The sequence below is a fragment of the Kribbella swartbergensis genome, assembly GCF_054784135.1.
The window spans coordinates 243,860-262,176 of record NZ_BAAGPM010000022.1 but is presented as its reverse complement, the minus strand read 5'-3'; the positions used below and the strand labels follow the sequence as shown (position 1 = coordinate 262,176).

The 18,317-nt window shown below is 69.9% G+C and carries 14 protein-coding genes; 9 read left to right on the top strand and 5 right to left on the bottom strand.

Annotation, left to right across the window (positions count from 1 at the left end; genetic code table 11):
• Entirely contained in the window at positions 1-549 is a 549-nt protein-coding gene (locus ACYVOK_RS19830) for a dTDP-4-dehydrorhamnose 3,5-epimerase family protein (RefSeq protein ID WP_460663957.1), read from the top strand.
• Positions 546-1,862 carry a glutamate-1-semialdehyde 2,1-aminomutase gene (locus tag ACYVOK_RS19825; RefSeq protein WP_460663956.1) on the top strand — a complete coding sequence of 439 codons (1,317 nt, stop codon included), beginning with the start codon at positions 546-548 and terminating at the stop codon, positions 1,860-1,862. The genes ACYVOK_RS19830 and ACYVOK_RS19825 overlap by 4 nt, the downstream gene beginning before the upstream one ends.
• Before the next feature lie 19 nt (positions 1,863-1,881).
• On the opposite strand, the gene ACYVOK_RS19820 is transcribed toward ACYVOK_RS19825, so the two are convergent.
• Complete coding sequence (locus ACYVOK_RS19820) at positions 1,882-2,535, bottom strand: phosphatase PAP2 family protein (RefSeq protein ID WP_460663955.1); 654 nt, start codon at positions 2,533-2,535, stop codon at positions 1,882-1,884.
• A 246-nt stretch (positions 2,536-2,781) separates the two neighbouring features.
• On the opposite strand from ACYVOK_RS19820, the gene ACYVOK_RS19815 reads away from it, so the two are divergent.
• From ACYVOK_RS19815 to ACYVOK_RS19795, 5 genes are read left to right on the top strand one after another with little or no spacing between them, the layout of a single operon-like run.
• Positions 2,782-4,272, top strand: coding sequence for a sugar transferase (locus ACYVOK_RS19815; RefSeq protein WP_460663954.1), 1,491 nt, complete (start codon positions 2,782-2,784; stop codon positions 4,270-4,272).
• Positions 4,272-5,210, top strand: a complete 939-nt coding sequence (locus ACYVOK_RS19810; RefSeq protein ID WP_460663953.1) for a GDP-L-fucose synthase family protein — start codon at positions 4,272-4,274, stop codon at positions 5,208-5,210. The genes ACYVOK_RS19815 and ACYVOK_RS19810 overlap by 1 nt, the downstream gene beginning before the upstream one ends.
• Positions 5,207-6,190, top strand: coding sequence for a GDP-mannose 4,6-dehydratase (gene gmd, locus ACYVOK_RS19805; RefSeq protein WP_460663952.1), 984 nt, complete (start codon positions 5,207-5,209; stop codon positions 6,188-6,190). The genes ACYVOK_RS19810 and gmd overlap by 4 nt, the downstream gene beginning before the upstream one ends.
• 1 nt (position 6,191) lies before the next feature.
• On the top strand, positions 6,192-6,971 hold the full coding sequence (locus ACYVOK_RS19800) for a WecB/TagA/CpsF family glycosyltransferase (RefSeq protein WP_460663951.1): 780 nt from the start codon (positions 6,192-6,194) through the stop codon (positions 6,969-6,971).
• A 51-nt stretch (positions 6,972-7,022) separates the two neighbouring features.
• Positions 7,023-8,309 carry a hypothetical protein gene (locus ACYVOK_RS19795; protein ID WP_460663950.1) on the top strand — a complete coding sequence of 429 codons (1,287 nt, stop codon included), beginning with the start codon at positions 7,023-7,025 and terminating at the stop codon, positions 8,307-8,309.
• A gap of 16 nt (positions 8,310-8,325) precedes the next feature.
• Here the strand turns inward: ACYVOK_RS19795 and ACYVOK_RS19790 are convergent, their stop codons facing one another.
• Together ACYVOK_RS19790 and ACYVOK_RS19785 are read right to left on the bottom strand one after the other, a co-directional pair.
• Entirely contained in the window at positions 8,326-9,849 is a 1,524-nt protein-coding gene (locus tag ACYVOK_RS19790; protein ID WP_460663949.1) for a WD40 repeat domain-containing protein, read from the bottom strand.
• 149 nt (positions 9,850-9,998) lie between these two features.
• Complete coding sequence (locus ACYVOK_RS19785) at positions 9,999-12,212, bottom strand: LamG-like jellyroll fold domain-containing protein (protein WP_460663948.1); 2,214 nt, start codon at positions 12,210-12,212, stop codon at positions 9,999-10,001.
• A 175-nt stretch (positions 12,213-12,387) separates the two neighbouring features.
• Between ACYVOK_RS19785 and ACYVOK_RS19780 the strand changes: the two genes are divergently transcribed.
• Together ACYVOK_RS19780 and ACYVOK_RS19775 are read left to right on the top strand one after the other, a co-directional pair.
• On the top strand, positions 12,388-14,013 hold the full coding sequence (locus ACYVOK_RS19780; protein ID WP_460663947.1) for a Wzz/FepE/Etk N-terminal domain-containing protein: 1,626 nt from the start codon (positions 12,388-12,390) through the stop codon (positions 14,011-14,013).
• 2 nt (positions 14,014-14,015) lie between these two features.
• Entirely contained in the window at positions 14,016-15,332 is a 1,317-nt protein-coding gene (locus ACYVOK_RS19775) for an O-antigen ligase family protein (RefSeq protein ID WP_460663946.1), read from the top strand.
• On the opposite strand, the gene ACYVOK_RS19770 is transcribed toward ACYVOK_RS19775, so the two are convergent.
• Together ACYVOK_RS19770 and uxaC are read right to left on the bottom strand one after the other, a co-directional pair.
• Positions 15,277-16,818: a right-handed parallel beta-helix repeat-containing protein gene (locus ACYVOK_RS19770; protein ID WP_460663945.1), complete on the bottom strand. Its 1,542-nt coding sequence runs from the start codon at positions 16,816-16,818 to the stop codon at positions 15,277-15,279. The genes ACYVOK_RS19775 and ACYVOK_RS19770 overlap by 56 nt on opposite strands.
• A gap of 70 nt (positions 16,819-16,888) precedes the next feature.
• Positions 16,889-18,295: a glucuronate isomerase gene (uxaC, locus tag ACYVOK_RS19765; RefSeq protein ID WP_460663944.1), complete on the bottom strand. Its 1,407-nt coding sequence runs from the start codon at positions 18,293-18,295 to the stop codon at positions 16,889-16,891.
• Positions 18,296-18,317: the final 22 nt, after the last annotated feature.

Sequence of the window (18,317 nt, the reverse complement as noted above, 5' to 3'; positions counted from 1 at the left end):
ATGGAAGTCATCGAGGTCCCGGGGATCGCCGGCGCACTGCTGTTCCGGCCGACTCCGCATGCCGACGAACGCGGGTTCTTCTCGCGGACGTTCGACCGCGACGTGGTGAAGGCAGCCGGCCTCGACCCGGACGCGTTCGTCCAGGACAGCATCTCCCGCTCGAGACGCGGGGTCGTCCGCGGGATGCACGTCCGGTCCGGGGCCGGCGAGGCCAAACTCGTCCGCTGTTCCTACGGCGCCGTGTACGACGTGGTCGTCGACCTGCGTCCCGGCTCGCCGACGTACCGGAACATCGAGACGTTCGACCTGACCGGCGACAACCAGGTGACCGTGTACGTGCCGGCCGGTTGCGCACACGGGTTCCAGGCGCTCACCGAGCCGGCCGACGTGTCGTACCGGATCGACCGGGAGCACGACCCCTCCGAGGACGTGTCGATCGCGTACGACGATCCGGACCTCGCCATCCCGTGGCCGCTGCCGGTCACGCTGATCTCCGACCGGGACAAGGCCGCACCGTCGCTGGCCCTGGCCACTGCGAGGCTCTCATGACCAAGACCTTCGGCAACTCCGTCGCGGCCAACAAACGGCTGCACGACCTGATCCCCGGCGGCGCGCACACCTACGCCAAGGGTGAGGACCAGTACCCCGAGGACATGGCGCCGGTGATCGCCCGCGGCGACGGGGCACACGTCTGGGACGTCGACGGCAACGAGTTCATCGAGTACGGCTCCGGCCTGCGCGCGGTGAGTCTCGGCCACCGGCACCCGAAGGTGCTCGAGGCGGTCCGCCGTGAACTCGACCGCGGCAACAACTTCGTCCGCCCGAGCATCGTCGAACTCGAGGCCGCCGAACGCTTCCTGGCGTCGGTGCCGACGGCCGAGATGGTGAAGTTCGCCAAGAACGGCTCGGACGCCACCACCGCCGCGGTGAAGCTGGCCCGTGCGGTCACCGGCCGGCCGCTGGTCGCGATCTGCGCCGACCACGCGTTCTTCTCGATCGACGACTGGTTCATCTCCCGGACGCCGATGTCGGCCGGCATTCCCGGCGAGATCGGCGACCTGACGGTGGCCTTCCCGTACGGCGACCTGGCCGCGACCGAGGAACTGCTGACCCGCCACGACGGGCAGATCGCCTGCCTGATCCTGGAGGCGGCCACCCAGCACGATCCGCCGGCGGGATACCTGGAAGCACTCCGCGACCTCGCCCACCGGTACGGCGCCCTGCTGATCTTCGACGAGATGATCACCGGCTTCCGCTTCTCCGAGGCCGGCGCGCAGGGCCTGTACGGCGTGACACCCGACCTGTCCACGTTCGGGAAGGCCCTGGGCAACGGGTTCGCCGTGTCGGCGCTGGCGGGCAAGCGCGAACTGATGGAGCGCGGCGGCCTGCGCGACGACCACGAACGGGTGTTCCTGCTGTCCACCACCCACGGTGCCGAGACCCACGCGCTCGCCGCGGCGATCGCGGTGATGGACGTCTACGCCGAGGAGGGCATCGCGGCCCGGCTGCACGAGCTCGGCGACAAGCTCGCCGCCGGTGTCCGTGAGGTGGCCGCCGCGGCCGGCGTCGAGGATCACGTCGTCGTCCGGGGACGGGCGAGCAACCTGGTGTTCGCGACGCTCGACGAACAACTGAAGCCGTCGCAGGAGTACCGCACGTTGTTTCTGCGGCAACTCATCCTCGGTGGCGTGATCGGCCCGTCGTTCGTGGTGAGCGCGGCGCTGACCGACGAGGACATCGCGCACACCGTGGACGTCGTCGCCGGTGCCTGCGAGGTGTATCGGCAGGCGCTCGACGCCGGTGATCCGGGGGAGGCGATGGGCGGACGACCGGTCAAGCCGGTGTTCCGCCGCTACGTGTAACACGACGACGTCGCCTGAGTCAGCGTAGGCGGTCGATCAGCAGCCCGGTCGCCGGGACGACGAGAAGAGCGCAACCTACCCCACCGACCGTGTCGGTGGGGTAGTGCGCCATCAGGGCGATCTGCGCCCACGCCATCAAGGCCCCACCGATCAGGCCGGCGACGAGGACGATCGCCGTACCGAGGATCGGGCCGGCGTGCAGCAGGTCGACCAGTAACAGACCCAGGACCACTCCGACGGCGGCGAGCGCGGCGGTGTGGCCGCTGGGGTAGGACAGGAACCCCTCGTGGATCCGGCGGTCGACGAGGGGTTTCAGGCCTGTCGTCAGGACACCGACGAGGATCGAGGCGGCCACCGCGGTCATCGCCAGCGCACGGCGTCCCAGGACCAGGCACAACGCCGCGGTGGCGAGAACCAGGACGGCTCGACCCACCGGCTCACCCAGCCAGTCGACCGCAAGGGTGGCGTCGTACGCGCCGGGTGGCGTGTGGTCGACGACCGACTGCATCCACCGGTCCAGCCGCCCCGCCCGGGTGGCGCCGGAGTAGACCAGCGCGGGTACGGCGATCAGGACAAGTCCGAGCGCCATCAGCGGCACCGCGGACCGCCGTACCGCGGCCACGACGGCCGGCCGGACCTCTGTGCGCGCAGGCTCGTCGTCGGCTCTGCTCATACCCCCCACCCCTGGCGCAGATTCTAGCCAAGAGTGCTCGAGTCATCGGCGCCGGCGGACCTCGCCCGTAGTACCCTGCGATCTCGCACCGCCGACGGTGGGGTGAATTCCTGAGGATTCTCGGGTAACGCAATTGTGCCGTCACCTCGGGTGGCGATCTCCGTTTGACAGTACGAGGGGAAGACTGCAGACTGCGGCGGACACTGACCGTGACCCCGCGGTGGCAGCGCGAGACGAGAGGTCGGAGTGAGCGGAGCAGAGGCGCCTGACGCCATCGACGGTCGCCGGCCGCTCTGGGTGGTGCCGCACGAGGTGCCCGCGATCGTCCCGCTGCCGTCGCGATCGACCGAGCCGCGCTGGGTCGGCGTCTACCGCTGGGCCGCCGTCGGCGGCGACCTGCTCGCCGCGATGCTCGGTGTCTCGATCGCTCTGCTGACCCGGTTCGGTTACCACGTCGGCAGCGGCTATCTGATCGTCAGCAGTGTGCTGCCGCTGGCCTGGGTGGGTGCGGTCGCCCTGTCGAAGGGTTACGACTCCCGCTACTTCGGCGCCGGTCCCGACGAGTTCCGGTCGTTGCTGCGGTCCGGTGTCGGTCTCACCGCGGCCGTCGCGATGGCGTCGTACGTCACCAGGACCGAGATCGCGCGCGGCTTCGTCGTACTGGCGATCCCCGTGATGGTGGGATCGGCGCTGGTACTGCGGTATGCGCTGCGGAAGGACCTGCACCGGCACCGGGTCCGGGGTCGCTGCATGCACCGGGTTCTCGTGGTTGGGCGCAGCGGCCCGGCCGCGACCTTGTGTGAGCACCTCGAGAGCCGGCCGACCGACGGCTTCCGGGTGGTGGCGACCTGCCGTCCGCGCGGCGACGCGAACTCGGCCGGGCCCTTGCAGGCGGACGAGTTCGACGAGCCCGACATCCTCGCCGCCGCCGATCGGCACGCGGTGGAAGTGGTGGCGATCGCGACCGACCCGGAGCTCGCCGGGCAGTCGCTGCGCCGGTTGTCGTGGGCGCTGGAGCAGCGCGGTATCGAGCTGATCGTGTCACCCGGCATCATCGAGGTCGCCGGCCCGCGGATCTCCGTCCGCCCGGTGGCCGGCCTCTCCCTGCTGCATCTGGAGCGCCCGTCGGTGAGCGGCGGGCCGCACCTGATGAAGGCCGTCTTCGACCGGGTTCTCGCGCTCGGGCTCATCGTCCTGCTCGCCCCGGTGCTGCTCGGTCTGGCCGTCGCCGTCCGGCTGACCAGCCCCGGTCCGGTGCTGTTCCGCCAGCAGCGGGTCGGGCGCGCCGGGGTCGAGTTCACCATGCTGAAGTTCCGCAGCATGTACGCCGACGCCGAACAGCGACTCGGCGACCTGTACGCGCTGAGCGACGGCAACGGCGTGCACTTCAAGATGCGCGACGACCCGCGGATGACGCCGCTCGGCCGGTGGATCCGCCGGTTCTCGCTGGACGAACTGCCGCAACTGTTCAACGTGCTGCGCGGCGACATGTCGCTGGTCGGCCCGCGGCCGCCGCTGTCCGAGGAGGTCGCGCTGTACGCCGCCGACGACTCGCGGCGGATGCTGGTCAAACCCGGCATCACCGGCCTGTGGCAGGTGAGCGGCCGCAGCGACCTGTCCTGGGACGAGTCGGTCCGGCTGGACCTGCGGTACGTCGACAACTGGTCGATGACCCTCGATCTGCTGATCCTCTGGAAGACCGTGCGCGCGGTGATCTACGGCGCAGGAGCGTATTGATGGACCTTCATGCCCCCGTCTACGTCGCCGGCCATCGCGGCCTGGTCGGCTCGGCGATCTGGCGCCGCCTGGAGGCGGCCGGATACACCCACCTGATCGGCGCCTCGTCGGCCGAGCTGGACCTGCGGGACCGGGCTGCCACGTTCGCCTACCTGCGCGAACACCGCCCGGCCGTGGTGATCGACGCCGCGGCCCGGGTCGGCGGCATCCTGGCGAACCGGGACCACCCGACCGAGTTCCTCAGCGACAACCTGCGCATCCAGGTGAACCTGATGGACGCCGCGCTCGAGGTCCGCACGCCGCGACTGCTGTTCCTCGGCTCGTCGTGCATCTACCCGAAGTACGCCGAACAGCCGATCCGCGAGTCGAGTCTGCTGACCGGTGAACTCGAGCCGACCAACGACGCGTACGCGATCGCCAAGATCGCCGGCATCATGCAGGTCCAAGCCGTGCGCAGGCAGTACGGACTGCGGTGGATCTCGGCGATGCCGACCAACCTGTACGGGCCGAACGACAACTTCGACCTGACCAGCTCGCACGTGCTGCCGGCGCTGATCCGGCGGTTCCACGACGCCAAGTTGTCCGGTGCGCCCGAGGTGGTGCTGTGGGGGAGCGGTACGCCGCGGCGCGAGTTCCTGCATGTGGACGACCTGGCCGACGCGTGTCTGCACCTGCTGGAGCACTATGACGAACCCGAGCCGATCAACGTCGGCGTCGCCGCGGACGTGACGATCCGCGAGCTGGCCGAGCTCGTCGCGCGGGTCGTCGGCTATACAGGTGCCATCAGCAACGATCTGTCCAAACCGGACGGCACACCGCGCAAGCTGCTCGACGTGAGCCGGCTGAACGCGCTCGGCTGGAAGCCGTCCATCGACCTCGAAGACGGTGTCGCCGCCACGTACGCCTGGTACCAGTCGCAGCGGGAGCAGGCATCGTGAAGAAGGCGTTCGTCACCGGGATCACCGGGCAGGACGGGTCGTACCTGGCCGAGTTGCTGCTGGCCAAGGGCTACGAGGTGCACGGGCTGATCCGTCGCGCCTCGACGTTCAACACGCGGCGGATCGACCACCTGTACGAGGACCCGCATGCCGAGGACAAGCGGCTGTACCTGCACTACGGCGACCTGACCGACGGGTCGCGCCTCGTCACGCTGCTGGCGTCGATCCAGCCCGACGAGGTGTATCACCTGGCCGCGCAGAGCCACGTCCGGGTGTCGTTCGACGAGCCGGAGTACACCGGTGACACCACCGGCATGGGGACGACGCGGTTGCTCGAGGCGATCCGGATGATCGGCCTGGACTGCCGGTTCTACCAGGCCAGCTCGTCGGAGATGTTCGGCGCGACCCCGCCGCCGCAGAACGAGGAGACCCCGTTCTACCCGCGGTCGCCGTACGGCGCGGCGAAGCTGTACAGCTACTGGATGACCCGCAACTACCGCGAGGCGTACGACATGTTCGCGGTGAACGGGATCCTGTTCAACCACGAGAGCCCGCGGCGCGGCGAGACCTTCGTGACCCGCAAGATCACCCGCGCGGTCGCCCGGATCAAGCTCGGCCTCGAACAGCGGCTGTACCTCGGCAACCTGGCCGCCTGCCGGGACTGGGGCTACGCACCGGAGTACGTCGAGGGCATGTGGCGGATGCTGCAGCACGACACCCCGGCCGACTACGTGATCGCCACCGGTACGTCGTACTCGGTCCGCGACTTCGTCTCGCTCGCCTTCGAGCACGTCGGCCTGGACTGGGAGGCCCACGTCGACTACGACGCGCGGTACGAACGCCCGACCGAGGTGGACTCGCTGATCGGCGACGCCTCGAAAGCCACCACCGAGCTCGGCTGGAAAGCCCAGGTCCACGTGCCCGAGCTGGTCCGGATCATGGTCAACGCGGACCTGGCCGCGCTGACCGCAGAGGACTGACATGCAGACGATGGCCGGCAGCTCCGATCGGGTCGACGTACTCGGCATCCACGTGAGCGCGACGAATCTGGACGCGACGGTCGAGACGTTCGCGCGCTGGATCGACCGCGGCGAGCGGCACCTGGTCTGCGTGACGGACATGAACTCGCTGCTGCACGCCCGGGCCGACGAGCAGCTCACCAAGGTCTTCAACACCTCCGGTCTCACCGTGCCCGACGGCATGCCGCTGGTGTGGGCGGGCCGGAAGGCCGGATTCGCGCGGATGGATCGGGTGGCCGGGCCGGATCTGCTGGAGCGGGTGATGGCCGAGGCGGCCGAGCGCGGGTGGACGCAGTACTTCTACGGCGGTTCCGAGGGTGTGGCCGCGGACCTGCGGGACAGGTTCCAGGAGCGCCATCCCGCGCTGAAGGTCGTCGGCGTCGAGTGCCCGCCGTTCCGGCCGCTCACCGAGTCCGAGGACGCCGAGGCCGTGGCGCGGATGAACGAGGCGCGGCCGGACATCGTCTGGATCGGTCTCGGCGCGCCGAAGCAGGAGCGCTGGATGGCCGAGCACCGGGACCGGCTGAACACCACGATCCTGATCGGCGTCGGCGCCGCGTTCGACTTCCACACCGGCCGCCTGGACCGGGCGCCGCTGTGGATGCAGCGCGCCGGGCTGGAGTGGAGTTACCGGCTCTACAAGGAGCCCCGTCGGCTGTGGCGCCGCTACGTGCTGGGCATCCCGCGCTTCGGCTTCGGCATCCTCCGGAATCCACCCAAGCCTGTTCAAGGCCGTGTCTGATGGTCCCGCGCCTACTGCGCGGGACCATCGGACACGGCCTAGAGTGTCGTCGTGAAGTTCCCCCGGCGGCCGAAGCTCCGGCGACTGGCCGGACCGGCCGGCCGGGCGAGTTGGGGGTTGGCCGATCAGGCCCTGTCCAGCCTGAGCAACCTCGCCGTCGGCGTGGTCGTCGCGCGGTCCAGCACGGTCGCCGAGTTCGGTGTCTACGCGCTCGCCTTCGGCGGCTACACGATCGCGCTGAACGTCTCCCGGGCCGTCTCGACCGAGCCGCTGGCGGTCCGGTACTCCGGTGACCGCACCCCGGAGTGGCAACGAGCAGTTCGAGCAGGTACGGCGACCGCGCTGCTGATGGGGTTCGTCGGGCTGCTGATCGGCCTCGCCATCGCGGCGTTCCCCGGCGTCCCGTCGAAGGGTGTGCTGATCGCGTTCGCGGTCACGATGCCTGGACTGCTGCTGCAGGACGCGTGGCGGTGGGCCTTCTTCGTCGTCGGTGAGGGCCAGAAGGCGTTCGTCAACGACCTGATCTGGCTGCTGGCGATGCTCGCGATCTTCGGCGGGCTCTACCTCACTGGTACGGCGTCCGCCTTCTCACTCACGCTCGGCTGGGGACTCGGCGCCGTGATCGCCGCTGTGGCCGGACGGTACCAGGCGGGCGTTTCACCACGGCGGCAACTGATCCGCGAATGGGTGCGGACGCACTGGGACCTCACTCCGAAGTACATGGGGGAGATGCTCGCCGTGTCAGGCACGATCCAGGTCTACATGCTCGGCATCACCGCCGCCGCCGGTCTCGCCGCGACCGCGGGCATCCGAGGAGCGCAGGTCCTGCTCGGCCCGGTCAACGTACTCAACCAGGGCATCCGGATGATCTCGGTCCCGGAGGCCTCCCGCGCGTTGCGGCACTCCTACCGTCGGCTGTGGCTCGTCGGACTGGCCATCTCTCTCGGCGTCGGCGCGGGTGCGCTGGCCTGGGGAGCGGTCTTCCTGCTGCTGCCCGAGGTCGTCGGAGAGCAACTCCTCGGACCAGGCGTGTGGGCACAGGCCGGCACCGTCCTGGTGCCGGTGATCCTGCTGCAGGCGTTCGGTGCCTCCAACGCCGGTGCCTTCGCGATCATGCGAGCCCTGGCGGCCGCTACCCGGGGGCTCCGCGTCCGCCTGATCTCCTCGGTCATCCTCGTCGTCTGCGGCGTCGGCGGCGCATACCTGTGGGGCACGCAGGGCGCAGCGTGGGGCCTGGCCGGCGCCTCGTTCTGCACCCTGCTCCTCTGGTGGAACGAGGCCCACCGAGCCATCGCCGCCCACCGCCGCATCGGCCCCCCGCCCGCACCAACAACCTGAGACGAGGATGCGGCGGTCAGGGCACCTTTACGCTGACTGAGGGGCCGCGCATGATGTTGCGGCCGTCGTGGACCTCGATGCGGTAGGTGTACGTCGACCCGCGCTGCAGACCCCGGTCGATCACGGTGTAGTACTTGCGGGGCTCCCAGTAGTACGAGACGTACTTGGCCGAGCCGACGTTCGTCGATCCTCGGAACACGTTGTAGGTCAGCGACAGGTTGTCCAGGTCGTACACGTCGGCGTACTTCACGTAGACCCGGCCCGACGACGTGGCCGTCAGTGTCGGAGCCTTCGGTACGGCGGGAGCCGCGCCGCCCGCTGCGTTGGTGAACCGGGTCAGGCCCTGCTGGATCTTGCCGTTGACGTGCAGGAAGTCACCGCCGACCCACAGGTCGCTGCCGGTGCCGGCCATCGCCAGCGGGCCGACCTGGGTGGTGCTGTTCGGATTCGCGTCGGTGTTCGGGAACCAGGGGCCGATCTTCCCGTTGATCGCACTCTCGACCAGGAGGTAGTGCGTGCCGGTGCCGTCGCCGAAGGCTCCGCTGTCGCTGCAGTTGTGCGCGTGCGAGCCCTTGTAGACCCAGTTGCCGATCGCCTTGATCGCCTCGGTCGCGCCCAGGCAGTTGTTCTTCCACAGCAGTTTGCCGGTGCTCACCTGGGCGGCGAGGACGCCGTCGTAGCAGCCGCTGCCGTCACCGCCGTTGGCGACGTACACGTTGTCGCCGAGGGTGTCGATGTCCTTCACCCGGGTGGTGCAGGTGGCGGTGGGCTTCGGTATCGCCGCCGCGGCCGGGAACGAGTACGCCGCGCCGGTGGTGGCGTTCGTCATCGCCAGCGAGTAGTGGTCCCTGCCGTTGATGGTGGTGAACGGGCCGCCGACGAAGACCCGGGAACCGTTGTCGGCCACGTCGATCGCGTACACGTCGTCGTCCGCGTTCGGGTTCCACGGCAGCAGGTCGCCCTGGATCAGCCGGACCGCGCCGAGATGGTTGCGGACGGCACCGTCGATGCGGCCGAACGCGCCGCCGATGAACACGCTGTTGCCGTAGATGGCCAGCGCCTTGACCCGGGCCGAGACGACCGGGTCCCAGGCCGCGACGAGCTTGCCGGTGGCGACCGAGAACATCGCGATCTTGCTGCGCTTGACGCCGTTGACGGTGGTGAAGTCGCCGCCGATCACCACCCAGTTGCCGTCCGGGCTGGTGGCGATGCTGTAGACCGGGCCGTTCAGCGTCGGCGCGAACGCGGTCGGCGCGCCGGTGGTGCGGTTGAACGCGGCCACGTAGGTCCGGACGGCCTCGCCCTGGCCGGCCGGCCTGCCCGGTTGCCGGATCCTGGTGAACAGGCCGCCGGCGAACACCGTGTTGCCGCTGATCGCGAGCGCGTTGACGCTGTTGTTGGTCTGCCACGAGGTCTGCTTGATGGCCGACACGGCCGAGGCGAAGCCCGGAGTCGCCGCCTCCACCGGCGGTCCGGAGGGAATCAGCGCCGCGGCAACGACGGCCGCGGCGGTGACCAGGGCGAGCACATACTTCTTCATCAATGTCCTTTGGACTGGGCGGGGGTCAGTCGTGGGGCGGATGCGCGCCTCACGCACGCACCCAGCGGACACTAGCGCTGTGTGAGGTCGACCGGAACCCGACCTCACACCCGCGTTATGACTTTGTGCTGCAGTCCTCCGACTCTACGTCAGCGGGCCGCGTAATGGCCCTGAACCTGGGCCGGGCTGAGCGCGTACGGGTACACCGCCGCCTCGTCGATGCCCATCCCGGTCTGGGTCGCTCCGCCGCCCGGCCAGTTGCTGTTGTTGTCGTACCCGACCCGCCACCAGCCGTAGTACAGCGACGCCGGTCCGACGTTCGCGCTGCCGGCCAGGACACCGTCGACATACAGCTTCATCGCGCCGTTGTCGAAGGTGCCGACCACGTGGTGCCACTGCCCGTCGTTCTTGCCCGATGCGCTGGTCAGCGTCCGCTGGGAGCCGTCGTTCACGCCGAACACGATCGAGCCGTTCGTGCGCATGTACAGCATCCGGTCACCGCCGCCGGCGCTGTTGCCGGTCCGCGAGCCGCCGAAGCCGATGATCCGGCCGCCGCGCAGCAACCCGCTCTGCTTCACCCACGCCTCGACGGTGAACTGCTGCGGCATGCTGTACGCCTTCTCACCGACCATCCGGCCGCTGCTCGAGCTGACCGTCATCGCCGTGTTGCCCGCGATCGCGCCGGAGCTGCCCAGGGTCACTCCGGTATAGGTCCCGTTGTTGCTCTGCCCGGACGAGTCGACCGAGGCCGTCGCACCGGCCGGCTCACCGAGCCGCCAGTACGCCTGCGGGCCGTCGGAGTTGACGATCTGGTCGTACGCCGTGGAGGGCGTGCTCGCGACCGTGACCGGATCCGAGTAGTTGCCGCGGATCGTCGTACTGCCGTCCGTCACCTCGACCCGGTAGTTGGTCACCTCGCCCGGTGTCACGGCGGTGTCGGTGAAGTGCAGCCACGGCCGGTCCCACGGTGTCGACTTGGCCGTCCAGGTCGCGATGGTGGTGTTGCTGAACCCCTTCAGCAGCCGGTAGGTCAGCGTGCTGTCGTCGTTGTCGACCACGGTCGGGAAGTGGATCTGCACCACGCCCGGCTGGACGCTATAGGGGAGCAGCTTGGCCGGCTTGGCCGGGGCGGCACCCGGCCCGGCGTTGGTGAACCGGGTCAGGCCCTGCTGGCCGACGCCGTTCGTGGTCGTGAAGTCGCCGCCGACCCAGAGATCGTTGCCGCCGGTCGCGAAGGCCAGCGGGCCGACCTCGGTCGGCGGACCGGCGTTCGTGTTGGGGAACCACGGGCCGAGCGAGCCGTCGGCCAGGTTCTCGGTCAGCAGGAAGCGGTAGCCGAAGCCCTGCGGGAAGCCGCCCGCGCCCTGGTTCGCGCAGTCGTGCGCGTGCGAGCCCTTGTACAGCCAGCCGTTGACGACCTTGACCGCCTCGGTGGCGCCCAGGCACTGGTTCTTCCACTTCAGCGTGTTGGTGGCGATGTCGACCGCCCAGGTGCCGTCGAAGCAGCCGCCGCCGTCACCGCCGTTGCCGAAGTACACGGTGTCGCCGCTGGCGTCGATCGCCTTCACCCGGGTGGTGCAGGAACCGTTCGGCGGCGGTACGGCGGATGCGCCGGGGAACGGCTGGACGCCGCCGGAGACCGGGTCGAGGCTGGTCACGGTGTTCTGGTTCGTGCCGTTCACGGTGCTGAACTGGCCGCCCGCGTACACCTTGGAGCCGTCGTCGGCGACGTCCACGGCGTACACGTCGCCGTTCACGGCCGGGGCCCACGGCAACAAGGTTCCCGCGTCGGCGGTGACGGCGGCCAGCCGGAGCCGCTCGATGTTGTTGACCAGGCCGAACGAGCCGCCGAAGTACACCGCGCCGCCGGAGACCGCGATGGTCTTGACCCGGTAGGAGACCGAGGGCTTCCAGTGGGAGACCAGGGCGCCGGTGGCCGTGTCGAAGGCGGCGATCCGGTTCCGGGTGACGCCGTTGACAGTGGTGAAGTCACCGCCGACGAAGATCCGCGAGCCGTCCGGCGACGCGGCGACCGCGTACACCTGGCCGTTGAGGACCGGGGTGAACGAGGTGACCAGGTCGCCCGTGGTGGCGTCGAACGCGGCCAGATAGGCCTGGGCCACCTCGCTCGTGCCGGCCGCGGCACCCGGCGGGCGGACGCTGGTGAACCGGCCGCCGACGTACGCCTTGCCGTCCGCGACGGCGATGCCCTGCACGCTCGCGTTGGTCTGCCAGGTCGGACTGGCGACCGCCGACAGCGAGGCCTCGATGCTCTGCGCCGGCGGCGCGGCCACGAGTACCAGCGAACCGGCGATGAGAGCGCCCACGATCCCCAGACGCGTGAACAGCCATCTCTTCTTCATCCTGCGGTGTCCCCCTCGGACTGGCGCCACCTGCGGCGCCCTACGTGGTTCTCCAGTTGCCCCCGAGAACCTCCGAGAAGAGAGTAGGCCACAGACAGTGCCGCTTTGGCCACCCCGAGTCCACGGATACTGCCTGCCTATATCCTGAGTCGGCTCCGAAGGGAATGAGGTACGGATGGAACCGGGCACCGTGGTCTGGCGGGAGACCGCTCAGTCACTGCTGCGGCAGAAGTGGCTCATCATCGGCTGCATCCTGCTCGGCATCGTCGGTGCCGCGATCTTCGCCCTGGCCCAGACCGAGCGCTGGACCGCGTCCAGCCAGCTGGTCATCGGCCCCGCCGTACCGCCCGCGCTGGTCGGGAAGCTGCCCAGCAGCGCGGACAAGACCGGCCCGCTCGGGATGGACCTGCCCGCCGAGACCCAGGCGCGGGTGATGGCCAGCCCGACGCTCCTGCGCAGCGTGGCCAAGTCGCTCGGGATGCCGACCACGGACCAGTCGGTCCAGGACCTGGCCGCGGTGACCCGGGTCAAGGCGGTCACCGACAACGCCTACCTGGTCACCACCGACGGTCCGACCTCGTCGGAAGCGGTACGGCGTGCCAACGCGATCGCGGTCATCTACCTCAAGCAGCGCAACGACGAGGCCAAGGCCCTGCTGACCACGCTGGCCAGCCAGGCGCAGGACCGGTCGAAGACGGCAACCCAGCAGTCTCGCAGCCTGGTCAGCCAGATCGACGAGGCGGTGGAGCGGGGCGACTCGCAGACCGCGGCGGCGCTGCGTGACCAGCGGGTCGGCCTGGCGACCGAGGCCCGGCAGGCGGCCGACGACGCCGCCGCGATGCTGAAGGCCCTGACCGCGGTCGGCACCGGCAGCGAGCTGGTCACCCCGGCCACCACGGACACGGCCACATCCTCGCCGATGGTTGCCCGCGACATCCTGGTCGGCGGCATTCTCGGCCTGGTGCTCGGGTTCGGCCTGGCCCTGCTCAGGTCCCACCTGACGCCGTACATCCTCACCCGCGACCAGGCGGCGCGGGCGGCGAGCGCGCCGGTGATCGCCGCGTCGGAGGGCAACCGCCGGCGGCCCTGGCAGCGGGCGGCTCCGGAACTTCCACAGTACGAGATCACCGCGCTCGGCGCCGAGGCGAGCGGCGCGCTCGCCCGGCGCGAGCTGAACCCGCGCGCCTTCGCCGGCGGCGGTCCCGGTGCCCTGCTCGTCGTCTCGGCCTCGCCGACGCCGAACTCGGCCGGGATCGCGCTCGCGATGGCCGAGGCGAACGCGCGCGACGGCCGCGAGACGCTGCTGATCCTGGCCGACGTGGAGGGTACGCCGGTTCTGCCGCACCTCACCGGACACGAGGGCCTGACCGACCTGGTGCACGAGCCGGCCGCGACCCGGGCGATCCGGGCCCGGAAGCTGTTCCGGCCGGGGACGGTCGCCGACCTGTACGTGCTGCCGCCCGGCCTGAACCACGAGGAGACGGCCGAGGCCGTCGGGCCGTCACTGGTGCCGGGCATCGTGGCGGATCTGCCGCCCGGGTACTCCGTGGTGATCCACGGCCCGGCCGCGGTCGGCCGGCACGGGATCACACCGCTGGCCGCCGCCGTGGATGCGTCGGTGCTGGTGGTCCAGGTGGGTCACGACAAGGAGATGGATGTCGCCCGGCTGACGGGGGCCCTGCACTTCGCGGGTGCTCCGGTGCTGGGCGTCGTACTGATCGGTGCCTCGGCGCACGACGAGACGCTGGGCATTCCGCCGAACTACAAGCCGGTCGAGTCGGCCGCCCCACCGCTCCGCTGACCGTGGCGACGTACCAGCTGGCTCGGCCGGTGCCGGGGACCGTCGAGGAGGTCCAGAAGCCGGCTTGGTTCTGGCTGATGCTGTGGTGCCTGTTCGTGCTCGGTGTCCAGCCGTGGTCGTCGCGGGTGGCGGCGCCGCAGGGGACCACCGGGTCGACGAACAGCATGATGAAGGGCCTGCTGCTCGGAGCGATCTTCCTGGTCGCACTGGCGGCGACGAGGCCCGGTTTCCGTACCCGGGTGAGCCCGACGAGCAGTCTGTACGTGCTCTACGTGCTGTTCGCGACCGCGACGGCGTTCCTGCTGGCCGAACCGATGGGGCCGCTGATGCGGCTGGCCCGGTTCCTGATCGGGCTGGTGCTGCTGTTCCTGCTGTGGCGTCCGCTGGTGCAGACCCCGGAACGGCTGATCCGGGCACATCTGTGGGCGCATCTCTTGCTTGCGGCAACGGTCGTGGCGAGCCTGGCGTACGCGCCGAGTCAGGCGTGGCGGCCGCTCAGCTCGCTCGGCGCCGGGTACCGGCTGCAGGGTGTCATCATCCCGATGCTGCCGCCCCGGGTCGGCGAGGTCGGGGCGATCCTGCTCGGGCTGGCGCTGATCGGGTTCGTCTGCCGGAAGCTGTCGTTGGTACCGGCGGCCGGCCTGATCGGGCTGGGCGTCATCCTGGTCGCCGCGAGCCGGACCCGCACGTCGGCGGCGGCGATCGCCTTCGGGTTGGTGCTCGCGCTGATCCTGACCCGGAAGACCTGGATCGGACGGCTCACGAGTCTCGCCGTACCGGCCCTGATCGGCCTGGCGTTCCTGACGATCGGGTCGCTGCATGCCTGGTTGCTGCGCGGGCAGGGGACGCGGCAGATCAGTTCGCTCAGCGGCCGGACGACGAGTTGGCAGGCGGTGCTGGACGAGAAGGTGTCCCTGCAGACGGCGATCATCGGCCACGGTCTCGGCAACAAACGCGTGCTGCTGCGGCGTGGTGAGGGCGACATCGACGTGATGGCGATCGACAACAGCTGGCTCGGGTTGTACTGGGAGACCGGTCTGCTCGCGGTCACCATCGTCGGCATCGCGCTGATCGTCGCCTGGATCTCGGTGCTGCGCGCGCCCACGCCGTACGTCAAAGCCTGCGGAGCCCTGCTGCTGGGCTACGTCACCGCCGCGTCCCTCAACGAGAGCGGCCTGTCGGACCTGAGCTCCATGACCCTGCACCTCCTCGTAGCCGCCGCCATCTGCGACGCCGACCGAATCCGCCACCGGGCCAGATCCGTCACTGGCTGGTCGAGTCCTGATCGAAGCCGGCCTGTTGCCATTCGGGCCAGGTGAGGGTTTTGCCGCGGTAGGCGAAGCGGTCGGGGGACTCGGGATTGAGGCGATAGCTGTTGCGGCGGAAGGTGATGGCGCCGGGCTGGGTGGGGGAGCCCTTGTTCTCGACCACGCCGGTGCTCGCGGTGGCGTCGTCCATCACGACCAGGTTGCCTTCGACGACCACGTCGGCGAGCACGTACGTCCCGCGTGGACCGTCGCCGCGGGTGCGGGACTGGATCGAGATGCCGTTCCGGTTGCCCTCGATGAGGTTGCCGCGGACCTGTACCCCGGCGGACGTGTTCACGTTGATCCCGCCGCCGTCCCACAGACTCCCGCCGGATCCCCGCCCGGTGCCGAACCCGTTGCCGAAAACAACGTTCTGCTCGATCACCCCGTGGTAGCTGATCTCGTACCGGATCCCGTCCGCGGCGTTGTCCCGGATCCGGTTGCCGACGATCCGCCGGTCGTACTCGGCGATGTCGCTCCACATCCCGATGCCCCGGTTGCCGACGATGTCGTTCCCGGACACCTCACCCGACGACCGGGTCGACTTGATCCCACCGGACTCCCAGTCGGCGATCCAGAACCCGTCGGTGTTGTTCCGGGTGACGAGGTTCCCGGTGATCCGTACGCCGGCCGACTTGTACTGCCCGATGCCGAGTTGCCCGTTGTCGGCGACCGTGTTGCGGCTCAACTCGGCCCCGTCGCCCTCGATCACCATGATCCCGACCGCGTGGTTCCAGCGGACCTCGTTCGCCACCACCGTCCAGCCGGGCCCGACCTGCAACGCGCCGCCCTGCGGCCGGCTGGCGAAGTGCTCGATCGTCAGTCCGGTGACCGTGACGTCCTCCGCCGACTTGTCGATCGCGGTCGGCGTCCGCGACATCTCGACCTCGTGGCCGCCCGGATCGTCGGCGACGTACACGGCGTTCGCTTCGTAATCCCCGAAGAATGTCCCGGGCTTCAGTTGTCCGAGACTCATCACCCGGTTCAGGTGCTTGCCGTCGGCAAACACCTGCTCTGCTAGCTGGCACGGCTTGGTCTTGTTGTCCTCGCACTGTCCTTTGAGCTCGTACGGCGCCGGCAGCACCCCACGCACCACCCATCGGTCGCCGTCCCGCCGCCACCCGCCAAGCCGTACCGATCCCGTCAGTACGACGCCCGGACCGCCACCCAACGTGTCACCGGTCCGCGGCCGGAGCGCCCGGCTGATCCGGTGCACGCCCTTGGCGAAACAGAACGTCGTACCCGCCGGCCGGCTATCGATCACCTGCTGCGGATCGGCTCCCACCGGAATCGCAGTTCCTCGACAGGCCTTCGCCGTACCAGGTCCGGTCGGCCCGAGGACCTCGGCCGCCGCGGCCGGGGGAGCGGTCGGCACTGTCACCGTCGGGGTCGCCGGAGCATCGGTCGGCGACGGAGCGCCCGAGTTGTCATCACCCGTGCAGCCAGCCACCAACAACAGCAACACGGCACCACCTGCCGCGACAGCACGACGCCTCATCCACGCCCCTTCATAGCCGTCCCCGGCAAACAGACCTGCTGGAGACTACCTGCAGGAGGGGCGAGGGTGGTCAGGTGAGGTAGGTGTCTCGGGCGAGGTTGTAGGCGAGATCCTGGGCGACCTGGAAGGCGTCGTCTTCGTCGAGGCGGTGCTGGACGACCAGGTTGGCCAGGTAGCCGGCGTCGATCCGGCGGGCCAGGTCGTGGCGAGCCGGGATGGACAGGAACGCCCGGGTGTCGTCGACGAAGCCGGAGGTGTTGTAGAAGCCGGCCGTCTCGGTCACCAGTTCACGGAACCGGCGCATCCCGTCCGGGCTGTCGAGGAACCACCACGGCGCTCCGAGCCGCACCGCCGAGTACACGCCGGCCAACGGCGCCAGCTCCCGTGAGTACACCGTCTCGTCGACCGTGAACAGCACCAACCGGAAACCCGGCGCGTGCCCGAACCGCTCGAGCAGCGGCTGCAGCGACCGGGTGAACTCGGCCGCCACCGGAATGTCGTGTCCCTTGTCCGGCCCGTACGTCGAGTGGATCGCCGGATCGTGATCCCGCAGTACGCCGGGATGCAGCTGCATCACCAGACCGTCCTCCGCCGACATCACCGCCGACTGGTACAGCATGTGGCCGGCGAATGCGCTCGCGTCCCCGGCCGACACCTCACCCTTCGAGGCACTCGCGTAGATCCGCGCCGCCTCGGAGTCGGACAGCGGAATCGCGGCCGCACTCAGGTGCCCGTGGTCGGTGGCCCGCGCACCCGCCTCGACGAAGGCCTGCCGCCGCTGCCGGATCGCCTGGAGATAGCCGTCGTACGTCGAGGTGTCGACGTCGGCCAACGCCCCGAGCTGCTGGACGAGATCGCGCCAGTCCGGCCGGTCCAGGTGGACGACGGCATCCGGGCGGAACGTCGGGACCACCCGGCCGGGCAGGTCCGCGGCGACCTTCGCGTGCTGAGCCAGGTCGTCCGTCGCGGCGTCCGTGGTGGAGATCAGCTCGATCGAGAACCGGTCGAGCAGGGCGCGCGGCCGGAAGTCGGGCTCGGCCAGTCGCGCGGAGATCTGGTCGTACAACTCGTCCGCGGTCTCCGCCGACGGGTGCGTGGTGATACCGAGCACCTCGGCGAACTCGTGCTCCAGCCAGTAGCGGCTCGGCGTGGCGCGGAAGAGATGCCAGTTCGCGCAGAACTCGCGCCAGATGTCGCGCGGGTCGGCGCCAGGCGCGCCGTCGACGCGGGGGAGCCCCAGGCGCTCGGGGGAGATGCCCTGCGAGATGAGCATCCGGGTGACGTAGTGGTCCGGGATCACCAGCAGCTCGGCCGGGTTCCCGAAGGGGGCGTCGGTGGCGAACAGCGAGATGTCGACGTGCCCGTGCAGGCAGAGCAGCGGCAGGTCCTTCGTCGACGCGTGGATCCGCCGGGCGAGGTCCCGGGCCTCGCCGGCGGGCAGAGCGCGGTCCGGATGTGGCTGCAGTGCCTTCGGCATGGGTCCTCCGTGAGTCGGCTGC

Bases quoted from the DNA above. Each gene is read 5' to 3' on its own strand.
- ACYVOK_RS19830 (WP_460663957.1), top strand. From the start codon at position 1: ATGGAAGTCATCGAGGTCCCGGGGATCGCCGGCGCACTGCTGTTCCGG.
- ACYVOK_RS19825 (WP_460663956.1), top strand. From the start codon at position 546: ATGACCAAGACCTTCGGCAACTCCGTCGCGGCCAACAAACGGCTGCAC.
- ACYVOK_RS19820 (WP_460663955.1), bottom strand. From the start codon at position 2,535: ATGAGCAGAGCCGACGACGAGCCTGCGCGCACAGAGGTCCGGCCGGCC.
- ACYVOK_RS19810 (WP_460663953.1), top strand. From the start codon at position 4,272: ATGGACCTTCATGCCCCCGTCTACGTCGCCGGCCATCGCGGCCTGGTC.
- ACYVOK_RS19800 (WP_460663951.1), top strand. From the start codon at position 6,192: ATGCAGACGATGGCCGGCAGCTCCGATCGGGTCGACGTACTCGGCATC.
- ACYVOK_RS19790 (WP_460663949.1), bottom strand. From the start codon at position 9,849: ATGAAGAAGTATGTGCTCGCCCTGGTCACCGCCGCGGCCGTCGTTGCC.
- ACYVOK_RS19785 (WP_460663948.1), bottom strand. From the start codon at position 12,212: ATGAAGAAGAGATGGCTGTTCACGCGTCTGGGGATCGTGGGCGCTCTC.
- ACYVOK_RS19780 (WP_460663947.1), top strand. From the start codon at position 12,388: ATGGAACCGGGCACCGTGGTCTGGCGGGAGACCGCTCAGTCACTGCTG.
- ACYVOK_RS19770 (WP_460663945.1), bottom strand. From the start codon at position 16,818: ATGAGGCGTCGTGCTGTCGCGGCAGGTGGTGCCGTGTTGCTGTTGTTG.
- uxaC (WP_460663944.1), bottom strand. From the start codon at position 18,295: ATGCCGAAGGCACTGCAGCCACATCCGGACCGCGCTCTGCCCGCCGGC.